Source organism: Bacillota bacterium, assembly GCA_040754315.1.
Lineage (GTDB): Bacteria > Bacillota > Sulfobacillia > DUSP01 > JBFMCS01 > JBFMCS01.
The window spans coordinates 33,279-46,836 of record JBFMCS010000051.1; the positions used below are offsets into that span (position 1 = coordinate 33,279).

Annotated in this window: 15 protein-coding genes; 9 read left to right on the top strand and 6 right to left on the bottom strand. The window is 57.6% G+C overall.

Annotated elements, in window-relative coordinates:
* Positions 1-856: 856 nt before the first annotated feature.
* Complete coding sequence (locus AB1576_10850; GenBank protein MEW6082250.1) at positions 857-1,243, top strand: prepilin-type N-terminal cleavage/methylation domain-containing protein; 387 nt, start codon at positions 857-859, stop codon at positions 1,241-1,243.
* Positions 1,244-2,036: 793 nt separating this feature from the next.
* Here the strand turns inward: AB1576_10850 and rbr are convergent.
* The 4 genes from rbr to AB1576_10870 all read right to left on the bottom strand — a co-directional run bounded on the left by rbr (position 2,037) and on the right by AB1576_10870 (position 4,939).
* On the bottom strand, positions 2,037-2,606 hold the full coding sequence (rbr, locus tag AB1576_10855) for a rubrerythrin (protein ID MEW6082251.1): 570 nt from the start codon (positions 2,604-2,606) through the stop codon (positions 2,037-2,039).
* Positions 2,607-3,074: 468 nt separating this feature from the next.
* The gene (locus AB1576_10860; GenBank protein MEW6082252.1) at positions 3,075-4,103 is read right to left on the bottom strand and encodes a hypothetical protein; all 1,029 of its coding nucleotides are present in this window, start codon (positions 4,101-4,103) and stop codon (positions 3,075-3,077) included.
* A gap of 6 nt (positions 4,104-4,109) precedes the next feature.
* On the bottom strand, positions 4,110-4,511 hold the full coding sequence (locus tag AB1576_10865; GenBank protein ID MEW6082253.1) for a hypothetical protein: 402 nt from the start codon (positions 4,509-4,511) through the stop codon (positions 4,110-4,112).
* A 38-nt stretch (positions 4,512-4,549) separates the two neighbouring features.
* A complete protein-coding gene (locus AB1576_10870; protein MEW6082254.1) occupies positions 4,550-4,939 on the bottom strand; it encodes a type II secretion system protein in 390 nt (129 codons plus the stop codon).
* Between the two features lie 383 nt (positions 4,940-5,322).
* Between AB1576_10870 and AB1576_10875 the strand changes: the two genes are divergently transcribed.
* The 7 genes from AB1576_10875 to AB1576_10905 all read left to right on the top strand — a co-directional run bounded on the left by AB1576_10875 (position 5,323) and on the right by AB1576_10905 (position 12,236).
* A complete protein-coding gene (locus tag AB1576_10875; protein ID MEW6082255.1) occupies positions 5,323-7,005 on the top strand; it encodes an ATPase, T2SS/T4P/T4SS family in 1,683 nt (560 codons plus the stop codon).
* A 14-nt stretch (positions 7,006-7,019) separates the two neighbouring features.
* A complete protein-coding gene (locus tag AB1576_10880; GenBank protein MEW6082256.1) occupies positions 7,020-8,087 on the top strand; it encodes a type IV pilus twitching motility protein PilT in 1,068 nt (355 codons plus the stop codon).
* A gap of 10 nt (positions 8,088-8,097) precedes the next feature.
* Complete coding sequence (locus AB1576_10885) at positions 8,098-9,315, top strand: type II secretion system F family protein (protein MEW6082257.1); 1,218 nt, start codon at positions 8,098-8,100, stop codon at positions 9,313-9,315.
* Positions 9,316-9,392: 77 nt separating this feature from the next.
* Complete coding sequence (gene pilM / locus AB1576_10890; GenBank protein MEW6082258.1) at positions 9,393-10,421, top strand: type IV pilus assembly protein PilM; 1,029 nt, start codon at positions 9,393-9,395, stop codon at positions 10,419-10,421.
* Entirely contained in the window at positions 10,418-10,975 is a 558-nt protein-coding gene (locus AB1576_10895; GenBank protein MEW6082259.1) for a PilN domain-containing protein, read from the top strand. The genes pilM and AB1576_10895 overlap by 4 nt, the downstream gene beginning before the upstream one ends.
* Complete coding sequence (pilO, locus tag AB1576_10900; protein MEW6082260.1) at positions 10,972-11,547, top strand: type 4a pilus biogenesis protein PilO; 576 nt, start codon at positions 10,972-10,974, stop codon at positions 11,545-11,547. The genes AB1576_10895 and pilO overlap by 4 nt, the downstream gene beginning before the upstream one ends.
* The gene (locus tag AB1576_10905; GenBank protein ID MEW6082261.1) at positions 11,544-12,236 is read left to right on the top strand and encodes a RodZ domain-containing protein; all 693 of its coding nucleotides are present in this window, start codon (positions 11,544-11,546) and stop codon (positions 12,234-12,236) included. Before pilO ends, AB1576_10905 begins: the two co-directional genes overlap by 4 nt.
* 450 nt (positions 12,237-12,686) lie before the next feature.
* On the opposite strand, the gene AB1576_10910 is transcribed toward AB1576_10905, so the two are convergent.
* Complete coding sequence (locus AB1576_10910) at positions 12,687-12,869, bottom strand: hypothetical protein (protein MEW6082262.1); 183 nt, start codon at positions 12,867-12,869, stop codon at positions 12,687-12,689.
* Positions 12,870-12,985: 116 nt separating this feature from the next.
* Between AB1576_10910 and AB1576_10915 the strand changes: the two genes are divergently transcribed.
* Positions 12,986-13,120, top strand: coding sequence for a hypothetical protein (locus tag AB1576_10915; GenBank protein MEW6082263.1), 135 nt, complete (start codon positions 12,986-12,988; stop codon positions 13,118-13,120).
* Positions 13,121-13,140: 20 nt separating this feature from the next.
* On the opposite strand, the gene AB1576_10920 is transcribed toward AB1576_10915, so the two are convergent.
* On the bottom strand, positions 13,141-13,407 hold the full coding sequence (locus AB1576_10920; protein ID MEW6082264.1) for a hypothetical protein: 267 nt from the start codon (positions 13,405-13,407) through the stop codon (positions 13,141-13,143).
* Positions 13,408-13,558 lie beyond the last annotated feature (151 nt).

Below are 13,558 nucleotides of genomic sequence, written 5' to 3' on the forward strand. Positions count from 1 at the left end.
CTTCATCCTGAAAGGTCTCTCGCTGCGTTATCGCCCTACGGTGGTTTGGTCACCGTCGATGGTAGCCCAGACCTACCTCTTTTCCAGGCATTCAGCACATCTACGGATCCTTTACGGAAAACTGCATGGGATTATGGGATTGACTCAATTTGGTGAAACGAGGACCAATGGAAAGGCTTAGTCCCTGGAATGGGGGAAACGCTGGGTGCGATAGGTCCTGGCGCTTCCCGTATTATGTTGATTAGGGTCTTCAGCCTTGGCTTGGTAATCGCGATGATTCCAGCTAAGAGGCCCGAGTATCTGTGTGTGTCCTAAGGTGGACGGTGCAGGCTGGTAGACAGGAATAGGAAGGGGTCGCTCTTCTTGAACTAATTGATTTGTCTATAAAATGGCAGCCAGTTTGGGTGATCCAGCGGGTAGGAGCCCGCCAGGCGACATAACTCAGAGGCACTCACGACGGCAAGGGATGCATCGCTGGCTGTCCATATCATTCTACGCCGGGAAAGACCTGTGGCGTTTTCCCGTTCTGGGGCGAGCCTCCTTGATGAGCTGGTCAAGATTGGGCTGAGTCTTAATAGGGACGGCGCAGTACAGTGTCCCGGGGAGCGGAACCTAGGAGGGAGGAGTCTCGCGTGATAGTCGCCGCGAAGGGGGTGAGTGGGAAACCCTATCGTGTAACGGAGATGGGTGTATCGGAGACGGCACCGGTAAGCAGTCTTGGCGGCTAGTATAAAATCTACTTAGGTTACTCCTAAGCAAAAAAGTGGAGAACCTGGGAGAGAATAGTTAAACGGCTGGGGGTGGCATAGGTTCCTGGTTGTTACTGGGTTAGACCTTGAATAAGGAGGAACGAGCAGTGAAGATATTCCGGAGGAAGAAGAAGGGTTTCACCCTTATCGAGCTGATGATTGTCATTGCGATTATCGCCGTTTTGGCGGCAATACTGATCGTGCAGTGGGTAGGGGCGAGGCAGGCGGCCTATGACTCTGAAGCGTTGACGGTGGCGAGGAACTGCGTGCTGGCGGCCCAGGTGTACTACGCTCAGAATAAATTAAGCTATCTGAATTTAGACAAGACAGACCTTGCGAATATTGAACCTAGCCTGGGCACAACCCCGGTCTCAATTACCGTGAACAGCGCAACAGCTAATGGGTTCGAAATTCGGGTCGACGGCCAAGGTAGTACCCCAAAGACATACTGGGCAACAGAGGCGGGAGTTACTGATGTAGATCCCAGTCCTTGATCTTTTTTACAGTAACGGGGTGGCTCCATCCGGGGCCGCCTCGTTCTTCCGTGTGTCTCGCAGTTCGGTAGACCAGCAGGTTAAAGTCCTGCCGCCGCTTTGCCCCGGTTGAAGCGGCATAGCCAAGAACAAGAGGTTCTCGCTTCAGTAGAAGGAGAGAGGTAGGGTAGGTAGAGTGAGGCACCCCTCGAAAGAGGGGGAACGGACTGGGACCAAGGCGTAGACCACTCCCGGTGCGATGTTGTCTTGCACAAATGTCCGCTGATTTTGCAGTGAAGATGGGGTGGGGTGAACGTGCAAACCTATTCGATGTTGTTGGCCAAGGATCTTAGGTCAATTGGAGGGTAGGTGACTTGCAGGATGTCACGTTTTGGTGGAGGGGGCGGCGCTACGGGCCGCCCCCCGGTGAGTCTTACATACCCATTTTCGTTCGACCGTTGTTTCTTAGATGGCTTTTCCTCAGGGGTACCGCTTGGGTTTTGCAGGATCACCATGGGTACCAGTCCCTTTGAAGCGGCTCTTCGTTATCGGGTTCGTTATCAGCCCATATCCGGTTCACATACTCATCGCGACTGTAGTCCAGTTGCTGCCAAGAAGACCGGCTACAAAGAGATGACATGGCAGCATTGGCTCTTATCAGGCTGGCATCCAAAAACAACTGGTCACCGTCGATAATCCCCGCTCGTGTGAACCACAGGATGCTCCTCCAAAAATGTCCCTTTCCCGGAATTGACCTGGGAACGAACAAAGAGAGAATGCCGTTTTCAGGCTCTCTCCTCGTTCGTGCTGGGTATCACCAATTCTCGCAGAGCATCTCAAAGTGGGCGCGAGGATGGTCACACGAGGGGCATACCTCAGGTGCCTCCTTGCCTTGTGTCACGTACCCACAGTTCAAGCAACGCCAGGTAACTGGGGTGGGCTTCCGAAATACCCTGCCGTTTTCTACATTCTCAAGCAGTCCCAAAAAACGCCTCTCGTGCTGTGTCTCTGCCACCGCAATGGCTTCGAAGGTGTTGGCGATCTCGCTAAAGCCCTCTTCCCGGGCAACCTTGGCAAAGCCGGGGTACATCTCGTTCCACTCGTAGTTCTCTCCCCTTGCGGATTCCCTCAGGTTTTCTGCTGTGGTGCCGATGACTCCGGCGGGGAAGGATGTGCGGATCTCCACCTCACCACCTTCCAGGTACTTGAAGAGCTTCTTGGCATGCTCCTTTTCCTGGGCGGCCGTCTCTTCAAATACATTGGAGATTTGTACGAACCCATCTCTCTTGGCCTGGCTCGCATAGTAGGTATACCTGTTCCGGGCCTGTGACTCCCCGGCAAAAGCGGCGAGCAGGTTCTTCTCAGTCCTGCTTCCCTTAGGCAAAACTAATCACTCCTTTCTCTTGCCAATTATACGGTAGGAACTGCCTGCCCCTCAAGGAGAACCGCGCTGTAGAGAGGGCCAACAGTCGTCTTGACGTGAGTTCCGGCGTCCAGCGGCACTTCATACGGGGCCTTGGAAAGATGAAGTTAGATGCGGCTTGGCCTTATGCGTCATGCTGGCCATGGCTCTCGGGAAAGTAAAGGAAGAACGGGGCATCAGACTCCGAAGCTGACTCAGACTGCATGAGGGAACACCCATATTCCCTCTCTGTAACGTGGCTGTAAGACTCCGTCGTTTCTCCTACCGTAGAGCACCTGAGCCTTGCGATAACCTTAACCCCACAAGGTATCTCCCCGGGGCACAGCCTGCGGAGTAGTGCTGCGGTGACAGGTCCTGTGGTCTGGCGAAGGCCTATGGTCCCCGAACCCAGATCCCCCTCCTTTCAATGAGGGGACGATGTCACGAGTTCTACCCGATCTCCTCCCAGGTATGTCTAGTCCACCTCCGCGGAAGCAGATTCTCATCCGCCTCTTTCGGGCTTCCCGCTCCTATGGCGCCGCTCAGCTTGATACTCCCATTGGACAAGAGCGCCCCGGTTATCTGCGTGTTGCCGGTCACGGTTATGCTACGATTGCTGGGGTGTCTGTAGGTGGAGTAGAAGAAGCCATGCACGTACCCACTGTTCCTAAATTCAATGGTTCCTGTGACCACCCATATAGCATAGCCCGAGACGTTTAGGCCGCCCTGGAATTTGAGGTTTCCATCAACAAAGATCAGCCCCTCATACACCCTGGGGTCATTGCCAGGTGGCTTCACCGTCAGGCCAGTAGGGTAGTACCTTCCATCGGCAATGGCCTTTTCCTTGAGGGCTTCGATGTCAGCCTGGGTGGGAGCATCCCAGGGATGTGAGTAGTGCCCGCCCAGAAGGGGAGATATGGAACCCGATGCCGTAATGGTGCCGGTAACATCCAGTGCCTGCGAGTTTCCCGAAGTGTTGATATCACCGTTGGCATGAAGTCCCCCGGAAAGTACCACACCTCCATCCAATTCGATCCTGCCGTCGTTATCGTAGGAAACCGCGGTCCTGGAGAATGACAATGCCGGTGCGTAGAAAAAGCTTGCCTTAACAGTCCGTCTGTACTCGGGTGCTTCGATGATGCCCTGGGACGTCATCACCACCACATTCGTTCCGGGGGCAGGGCTATCCACCACGACCTCGGTCCGCCCCTTTGTCCAGTCGTCGTGCAGGATCACCGGCTCGCTGAAAACGTTCTTAACCTTGTCTATCTTGATGTTTTCACCCACAAGGCGGGCGTAGACGTATTCGACCCCTGCGTCAGCCAGGGCCAAGGCCTGAGCGGAAGACACCTGGCGGGAGGAAGACCTGCTTTCCCCGCCCATCGCCGCAACGAGGGTTGTGCACAGGAGGGCCAGGGCCAAGGCCATGGCCAGAACGCCCAGGAGGACAGACCCCCTTTGACTAGCCAGCCTGTTCAACACCGGTCACCCCTGACTCCCTTTGTTTCTCAGCTTGATCCGCTGTTCTAACACGTATGACTGGTCTCCCTGTTCGGCCTGGATCTTAACTCTCAGGACATCTTTGGCCTCTAACTCAACCTCGAAACCAGTCACTGCGGAGGCCAGGGACTTGTTATTCCTGAAGATCTCTCCGCGGTTCAGCTCGTAGCTGATGGGTTCGTTCTCAAAGCTCACCAGGTCCACCTTGCCTGCGGCGGGAACCGTGACTGACTTGGCCATGCGGACCTCCTGCACTATGTGGTTCATGGTCCGGCGAGTGTCCTGGTTCAGGTCCAGCCGGTCCTCAATGGCAAACCACGTGTTTGTGATCCCCGTGTAGACTATGGCTATCAAGAGCACTATCGTGGAGGTCAGCGTAATCGCCACCACGACCTCAACGAGGCTTAGCCCAGAACGTCCCTTGGCTATTCTGGTCCAATGAAACTTTCCAGTACTAGCGATTGTGGTTTCCCCCTGTTCTCCCAGGTGACTTCCACGGTTACTACCAGCAACCGGTTGGGCCCTTTGTGGTAGGCGGTTTGAACCTGAACGTTGAAGGGTCCATCAGCCCACTCGTTCTTGTAGAGAGCAGGGTCTGTCAAGGCCGTGAAACCTTGCGACCTGAGGTTCTCCATGCTGCCTTCGGCCACAGCGGTGGCCTGGTTCATCAGGCTGGCGCCTGCCGCCACATTGACACCAAGGGCAAAAGTGAGGGCCAGGGGCAACAAGACCAGGCCGAAGATGACGAGGGCCAGCACCACCTCAAGAAGCGTGAACCCAGTCTTTCCCTTGGTTAGGCGCTTGAGCCTTAGCACCAGGGCGGGTCCCTCCCTGAAGACACTCTATACCCTATTTATCGAGGATTCTGAGTCCCCCTAGTAGTGCTCCTGTTAACGAATTCTCCTTCCGGAACTGGCCAAGGGATCGATTCTGGGCAGGCGTTTTTTTGCGGTGAAGAAGCAAGAAAATGGACGTCTCTAGCCAATAGATGGCATTCCTGGGCGGGGTTTTCGCAAAGAGACGCCTTGGCATCACCAAGACCCGTTAACAGGAAGAGATGCCTCGACGATTGTAACTGATAGAGGCTCGGTTTTTCTCCAGTAGAGTGTAGAATTGACCAGCTGGGCCTGTTTTGTGTATCCAACGAGGGGCAGCTGGTTCAGGGTGTAACACTAATTGCCAAGGTGGAATCCATGCCGTGAAAAAGGTCGCTGTGGGACAGATCTATGTGAACGGCGGAGTCATCGACGAAAATGGTCCAAATCACGCCCCGAGGTACTTCTCCACCACGGGCAAGCAGGTTGGCGAGGCCTTTGTTGACAGTGGCCTCGCCAATGACGTGACTGTGGCTAAGGCCGTCGCCCAGCAGATGGGGCTGCACTACATAGACCTCATGGAGGTACAGTGCGACGACGATGTGGCCACGCTCATTCCCGAGGAGATGGCCCGCCGCTACCGCGCAATTGCCGTGGAGAGGGCGGGCTCGAGGTTAAGGGTGGCAATGGCGGATCCCTTGAACGTAGTAGCCATCGACGACCTCAGGATGGCAACAAACCTGGAGATAGAACCCTTGATGGCCCTCGAGAGCCAGGTTCTCGAAATAGTCAACCAGACCTACCGCCTGGAAGAGGTCGTGGAGAAGACTCTCCGGGAGGTTAGCACTGAGAAGATAGCAGAGACGATAGGACCGGTGTCAAGACCGGTGGAGGCCGAGGCCCCCATCGTGAGGCTGGTGAATACCATCATCACGCAGGCGGTGAGGCAGCAGGCCAGCGACGTCCATATCGACCCCCAGGAGACCGAGGTCCGGGTAAGGTTTCGAGTAGACGGGGTGCTCTCTGACTTCATGAGACTGCCCAAGCGTGTAGTGGGCTCCGTCATCTCCCGCATTAAGGTCATGGCAGGCATGGACATCGGGGAGCGGCGCCTCCCCCAGGATGGCCGCTGCACAATGCTGGTAGAGGGGCGCGATGTGGACCTCCGGGTTGCTACCATGCCAACGGTCCACGGGGAGAAGGCCACCATACGGATCCTGGACAAGAGTGCTGCCCTCCTCAGGATAACTTCCCTGGGGATGGATCAAAAGGACCTGGAGCGTTTCAGGGGCATGACCCACCAGCCCTATGGCATGGTCCTGGTCACGGGTCCAACGGGAAGTGGCAAGACCACCACGCTGTACGCAGCACTCGTCGACATAACGGACACGGAGAAGCACATAATCACCATGGAGGACCCGGTGGAGTACCACCTGAAGGGGATTAACCAGATCTCAGTGAACAGGAAGGCGGGACTGGTCTTTGCCGCCGGGCTCCGTTCCATATTACGCCTGGATCCCGATATCATTCTAGTGGGGGAGATCAGGGACGGCGAGACCGCTGAGATCGCCGTGCAGTCTGCCCTTACGGGCCACCTGGTCTTGAGTACCCTCCACACCAATGACGCCTCCGGGGCCCTCACCCGACTTGTGGAGATGGGTATTGAGCCCTTCCTTGTGGCATCGTCGGTCATCGGAGTGATGGCTCAGCGATTGGTGAGGAAGGTGTGTTCCCACTGCGCTGAGCCGCAGGCATTAGCCGAGCAGTTCGTGGAGGCTATCCTTAACAACTCAGCCTCCATGGCCAACATCAAGGATGGCAGGTTTGTCAAGGCCAAGGGCTGTATCAGGTGTTCCAACACGGGCTACAAGGGGAGACTTGCCATAACCGAGGTCCTGACCGTATCCGCTGAGGTTCATACAGCAGTGTTGCAGAGGAAGTCCTCTTCTGAAATAGAGGCCATAGCTCGTTCACAGGGGATGGCCACGCTCCTGGAATCCGGTGTGATGAAGGCCATGGAGTCCCTGACCACCATCGATGAGGTACTGAGGGTCGCGAGACTCTGACGGAGGTGAGGAGGATGGATAGCCTGAGCGTTGAAGACCTGATGCGGATGACCATCAAAGAGGGAGCGTCCGACCTGCACCTTACCGTGGGTTGCCCGCCTGCCCTGAGGATCGATGGGCAGCTTCGGTTCCTCACGGCCCTGCCTGTGCTGAAGCCCGAGGACACCCTTGGGTTCCTGAGGAGCCTCCTCACCCAGGAGCAGATGGACAGGCTGGACGAGGAAAGGGACCTGGACTTCCCTCATACCATACCCGGTGTCTCCCGGTTCAGGATCAATGCCTATCACCAGCGCGGATGCCACGCCATCGCCTTCAGGACGATTCCCAAGGATGTGCCCACCATCGAGCAGTTGGGGCTCCCCAGCACCCTAAAGGGCTTGGCCCTGAGGCCTAGGGGCCTTGTGCTTGTGACGGGCCCCACGGGTGTGGGCAAGACCACAACCCTGGCATCCATGGTGAAGGAAGTCAACAGGAGCAAGTGCATCCACATTGTCACTGTCGAAGACCCCATCGAGTACCTTCACCCCCATGAAAGAAGCATCGTCAACCAGCGAGAGCTGGGCACAGACGTCAAGACCTTCGCTTCAGGGCTCAGAAGCGCCCTGCGCGAAGACCCTGACGTTATAATGGTGGGTGAAATGCGAGACCTGGAGACCACCACCACTGCGCTGACCGCGGCAGAGACTGGGCATCTGGTCATGGCTTCCATGCACACGAGGGACGCCGCATCCACTGTTGACAGGGTCATCGACCAGTTCCCCTCTTACCAGCAGCAGCAGATCCGCACCATGCTCTCCGTCACCCTGGAGGCTGTCATCTCCCAGCAGCTCCTGGTGAGACGGGGCGGCAATGGCAGGGTCGCTGCCCTGGAAATCATGATTGCCACCCCAGCAGTGAGGAACCTGATCAGGGAGGGTAAGACCCACATGATCCCCAATGTGATACAGACAAGCACTCGATACGGCATGCAGACCATGGATCAGGCCCTTAAGGACTTGTGCCTCCATGGCATCATCACGTACGAGGAGGCCATGAGTCACGCCTTCAATCCCGACGAACTGGCGAAGCTCTTGGCGTCATAGGGGGATAGCCGTGACCGAGTTCGCGTACCGGGTGCGAGATAAGCAAGGGAGGCCTTCTACAGGCTCCATCCAGGCCAGCACCGAGAAGGAGGCTGTACAGCAGCTCCGGACGATGGGTTACACCGTCACAGCGCTGACCGCCAAGAGGATGGGGGCATCTGAGTCCCTGTCCCGCCTGAAGGGGACCAAGCTGGGCGGTGTTCGGCTAAAGGATCTGGCGGTCCTGACGCGCCAGCTCAGCGCGGTGCTATCAGCCGGCCTTACCCTGGCCGTAGCCCTGGACAGCCTCTCGAAGCAGACCGGCAACATGGCCCTGAAGCAGGTCCTGGAGGACGTGCGGCTGGGTGTGAGCCGGGGCTCTTCCTTCTCAGAGGCTTTGTCCAAGCACCCAAGGGTCTTTTCGGCTCTATACATCAACTCTGTTCTCTCGGGCGAAGCCGGAGGCTCCCTGGACAGTGTCCTGGACCAGCTGGCCAAGTCCCTGGAGAGTGACCTCGAACTGACAAACAAGGTAAGGTCTGCCCTGTACTACCCGGCCACCGTGATAGTGGTCGCCATCATCCTTGTAGTAGTCATGAGCATATTCATTCTCCCCACCTTCGTGGACATGTTCGTATCCTCCGGCATGGAGCTGCCGTTTCTCACAAGAATCCTGGTCAAGGGAGTCCAGGGCTTCAGGGTGTGGGGGCCCTTGATCTTCGCGGTCCTCCTTCTTATGGGAGTGCTGGCTCGCCTCATACTCAAGGATCCCAGGGCCAGGCGCTACCTGGATAGGCTGTTCCTGCGCCTTCCGCTGTTAGGCATCCTGATCCGCCAGGTTCTGGTGGCCAGGATGAGCAGAACCCTGGCTATGCTCCTGTCCGCCGGCGTCCCGCTGATGAGCTCCCTCCGGATCACCGCAGAGGTGGTCCGGAACTCCCGGTGCCAGGAGGCCCTGGCCGAGGTGGCTGAGGCGGTGCAGAGGGGAGAGGGGCTTGGCCCTGCCCTCTCCCGGCACGACGTGTTCCCGGCTCTCCTTGGGCAGATGGTGACCATTGGCGAGGAGACCGGGGCGGTGGAGGACATGCTCAACAGGCTGGGGGACATGTACGAAATTGAGGTTGAGGCCACAGTAAGAGGCATGACCTCCCTTATTGAACCCGCTATCATCATCGTCTTAGGCGTCGGCATCGGCTTCATCGTGGCCGCCATATTCCTGCCCCTGGTGAACATGATAAACACCCTCTAAAGTACCAGGCAGGGCTCTCGGCAGGCAACCGCGTTCTTAGGGCCGGCACACCGGCCAGCTGAGACAGGGGTGAAGAGATGAACGGTCATAACTGGAAGTCTGGACCCATCGGGCTAGACTTGGGGGCACACACCTTCAAGGCGGTCCAGCTCATGGAGGCGGGAGGCAACATCTCCCTGGGGGCCGTGGCCACCGTTAGGGCCCCCATCTTCGGCGAGGGGCCGCTCAAGATCAACGAGATGTCCCGGGCTATTAGCCGCCTGTTACAGCTAGGGAGCTTTTCCAAGAAGGAGGTGATGGTGGCAGCCTCCAATGAGGACTGCGTCGTTAGGATACTCTACCTTCCCAAGATACCCTCATCCGAGATTGAGCAGGCTGTGCACTGGGAAATGGAGAAGTTCGTCCCCTTTGGTGCCAACGACTATGTTACGCAGCACAGGGTGATCAAGGAGGTTGAGGCTGACGGGACGAAGCTGGAGACCCTGGTGGTGGCCGCGCGGAAGTCCCCGATCGTCACGGTTCTGGACTCCCTGTCCCAGTCCAGGCTCACGTCGCTGGGAGTTGACATGGAGGCCCTAGCGGCGGGCAGGGTCATCGCTGGTGCGAGTGATGAGGCCTTCTGCCTCCTGGACATCGGTCACTCCCACACCGCAATCAGCCTCTTCGAGGGCCCGTACCTCAGGATCCACCGGTCCATCAACATGGCTGGCTTCCACCTGATGGACCGGATCGACAGGGCGCTGGGCACAGGTACCGCCGAATTCCAGCAGGTGATGTCCGAGGCTATGCACCGGAAGGAAGTTGTGGCCGAAGCCATTGAGCCTATCCTGTCTGAGATATGCGTGGAGATAAACCGATCCCTGAACTACTTCCGCAGCCAGCTCCGGCGGGACATTGATGGCGTCTACCTTACAGGCGGGGGGGCTGCCATCGTTGGTGTGCAGGACTTCATAGAGATGAACGTAGTGGGGGACATCCAGAGAGCTAATCCCCTTTCGGAGATCAGAGTGGATGAGGCAAACATCGCCAATGAGGCGTTGGATGTCCTGGCTCCGCGGCTTGCTGTGGCTGTAGGCCTGGCCATGAGGGGGTTGAAGCAGGCATGATCTACATAGATCTTACCCCCCGGGAACGACGGGCAAAGAAGCACCTGAGCACGCTCCAGTTCGCTGTGGTCACCGCACTGGTAGCCGGGGTACTCTACATGGGTGCCCAGGCCTACCTGATGTACACGAAGACCCAAGAAGTGAGAGCGCAGCTCAAGGCAACCGAGGCTACCATTGCCAGCATGAGCCAGCACGAGGCTGAGGCCAAGGCCCTGGAACGGGAGATACAGACGATAACGCGCGAGATGGAGGTATTCCAGAGTCTTTTTCTCGCCCAGATACCCTGGCACGATGTCTTGAGCGAGGTGGCTACCCAGATTCCGCAAAACGCCTGGGTATCCAGCCTGACGGCCAGTGCTGACGGGAGCATACTCATGGACGGCGCGGCCTTCACCTACGAGGATGCGGCGCAGGTGGTCGTAGAGATGGAACGGTCTTCGCTGTTCGTGGACGCCGATCTCCTTTCTGCCAGCCAGGAAGAAGCACTGGTGAGTTTCCGCATCGCGCTGAGACTGCTCGGCGTTCCCTCCGAGCAGAAGGAGGTAGTGCGATGAGCCTTTCGCGCCTGACAGTCCGAGAACGCTTCATGATCGCCGTCCTGGTCCCGTGCCTCCTCGGCGGACTTCTGTACTTCTTCGTTATGGTGCCGCAGCGTAATGCGGTAGTAGAAGCCGTGGCTGAGCTGGAGGATGCGGAGGCGAGGCTGGCGCAGGGCGAGGCCACCGTGGCTGCGCTACCGGGCCTCCGGGCACGACGGGACGCCCTGGCGGCCGTGGCTCCCAACCTGCGCAAGGCGGTGGCTCTTGATGCGGAGACCGGAGAAGTGCTGGCACAGATTAACGGCTTCTGCCGCACCCACGGGGCGGAGCTGGCCCAATTCAGCGCCATGCCGCCGGTAACCGTTCCAGATCCCAAGATGACGGAGACACCGCCCTACTTCGAGATGCTGGTGAATGCCAGCATCTCGGGCTCCTACAGCGCGGTGCACCAGGTAATAGCAGACCTGCAGTCCTGGGGCCGGTTGCTTACAATAGACCACCTGTCTCTGGCCTCGGATGACTTAGCCAACCTGACTGTGGGGATCAGTATGAGAGCATTCGTGTTTCCTGAGGGGGTTGACGAATGAGTAGGGGCGAGGAGAAGAGTGGGCCCGGCCGCTTGGTGGGATGGCTGGTGTTCCTGCTCCTGGCGACTTCGGCAGCGGGTGCCTTGTGGTTCCTGAAACCCTTTGCCGCTCCACCTCTTGAAGCCATCCTTCCTCAGAAGACCGTAGAACCTCCAGCATCAGCAAATGACCTGCAGGAGATCACCGTTCTGCTCAACCAGCGGCTCGCCGTGAACCTGGGGGTTCCGGCCAATGCGCCTCAGGGCCGGCCCGACCCCTTTGCTGTGGCTCCCTATCGGGCTCCTGACCGTGGAAGGTCTCTAGAGGAACCCGAGGAAGAGGAGGAAGGGGAAGGCGCGCAGGTAATGGGGCCAGTTGAAGGCGGGTTTGAGCTATCCGTGAGGACAACCGATCGATGCTGGCTCGAGGTCTGGGTTGATGGTGTACGTATAACCCGGACCAACGTGGAGGGTGGCACAACGCTGGTCTGGTCAGCGGAGCGAGAGATTACCGTGGAACAGGTAGGACGAGAGTGGGCGCTGGAGATCTTCCTCAACGGCCAGCCCTTAGGCTTGGCTCAGGATGTGGCTGCCAGCCTCGAGGAGGGAAAGCGTACCATAGAGACATCACCCGGCCCGATAGATGTGACTCTGGGGCAGCGGTTTGAGAGCCGGGTGCTGGTGGGCCTAAAGTTTGCTATGAGCGGGTAGACAGGGTTCAGATCATGTCTCGATGACGATTAGTTGGCTGAAGCCTCTGAAACGCTGGAAAACCTGGCAGGTCGTTTCGTGCTTCAGGGTTCTCCGACCCGAAACTGCGGCGGCATAAGCCTCGCGCTTTAGCGCTGGGGTTATGCCGTCCCATTGGGTTCCCTTGCACCACCTCGTGTTGCATGATATGGGTAAGGAGCAGCAGAAAAGAGTAACAGCTACGTCGAATTCGTGCAAGCACCTCGTGGTTTGGTGCTAGAAGCACCGGCGGAAGGTGTTGGCGCAGGGGGTCGATCGTTTGCGGTTAATATGGGGGTCTGGAATCAAATAGGCAGAACAGCACGAGGAAGAATGGTCTTCTGTGATGCCTGGTTTGAGGGTATTTTCTAGCAGCCGGCCTGCGCTGAAGTGGAACATCTCCGCCCACCGCCGTTTGTGAGGCAAGAGGCTTTATCGGGAGCGACTTGCCTTAAGAAGTTTAGTATGCCGGAGGCTTACCACCAGGGCAAGCATGGCCACCAGTACCAGGGCCTCTACCATCTCTCTTTTCCCGCTATGGATAACGTCCAGTTTGTAGACGCGTTTTAGTTCCTTGAATGCCCAGTTCGGTGCTCCATCGCTCCAGAGGGCCACATCCTCCGCGCCCAACTCGTCCGGGGAAACTTGTGAAGTACAGGTGGTATTCTCCGGTTTCCTTGATCAATACCCCCACAAGGCGATAGGTCTCAGTGGCCAAAGAGGCAATCTCGTTGCAGGAACAGCGTTTGAAGGAGATTTCCACCAGCGAGGTCGACCTGTCGCTTCAACTGAGGCAGTATCTCCTTGAGGCTCTTACCGGCCCAGGTCAACGGCACGCCCGCGATATCTTTGGAGTACAGAGATAACGGTGGGTTGGCGGTCTTCTTCAAGAACTCACAAAGTGGCCCCCATTACGCGTGATACGGCTGAACAGCTGGTACTTGAAGTAGCCCAGGTCAAATAGGGGGTTATATCCTTGACCCATGGCCCTGTTCGCATGGTCTTTACCTCTGGGCCTCACTCGTGGCACCAGGAAACGGGGCGCAAGGTTCTTATGAAGCCTGATCAGTGTCCCACCAGCTATCACCGGGTCTTTAAACCCCTGCAGCTTACTGGACAGGGCCAGGCTCCTGCTCTTGGCCAACTCGGCCATGTCATGGGTCAGGCACTCCTTTAAGAAGGCCACCAGCTGCGGCAAAAACGGTCGTAAAGACCGAAGGCGCGATGGACTTCACAGGCGCCGTTTTATAGGCCTGGTGCAAAGAAGCCAAGGTCCTTTCCACTCCAGTCACAAAACGCAGCAC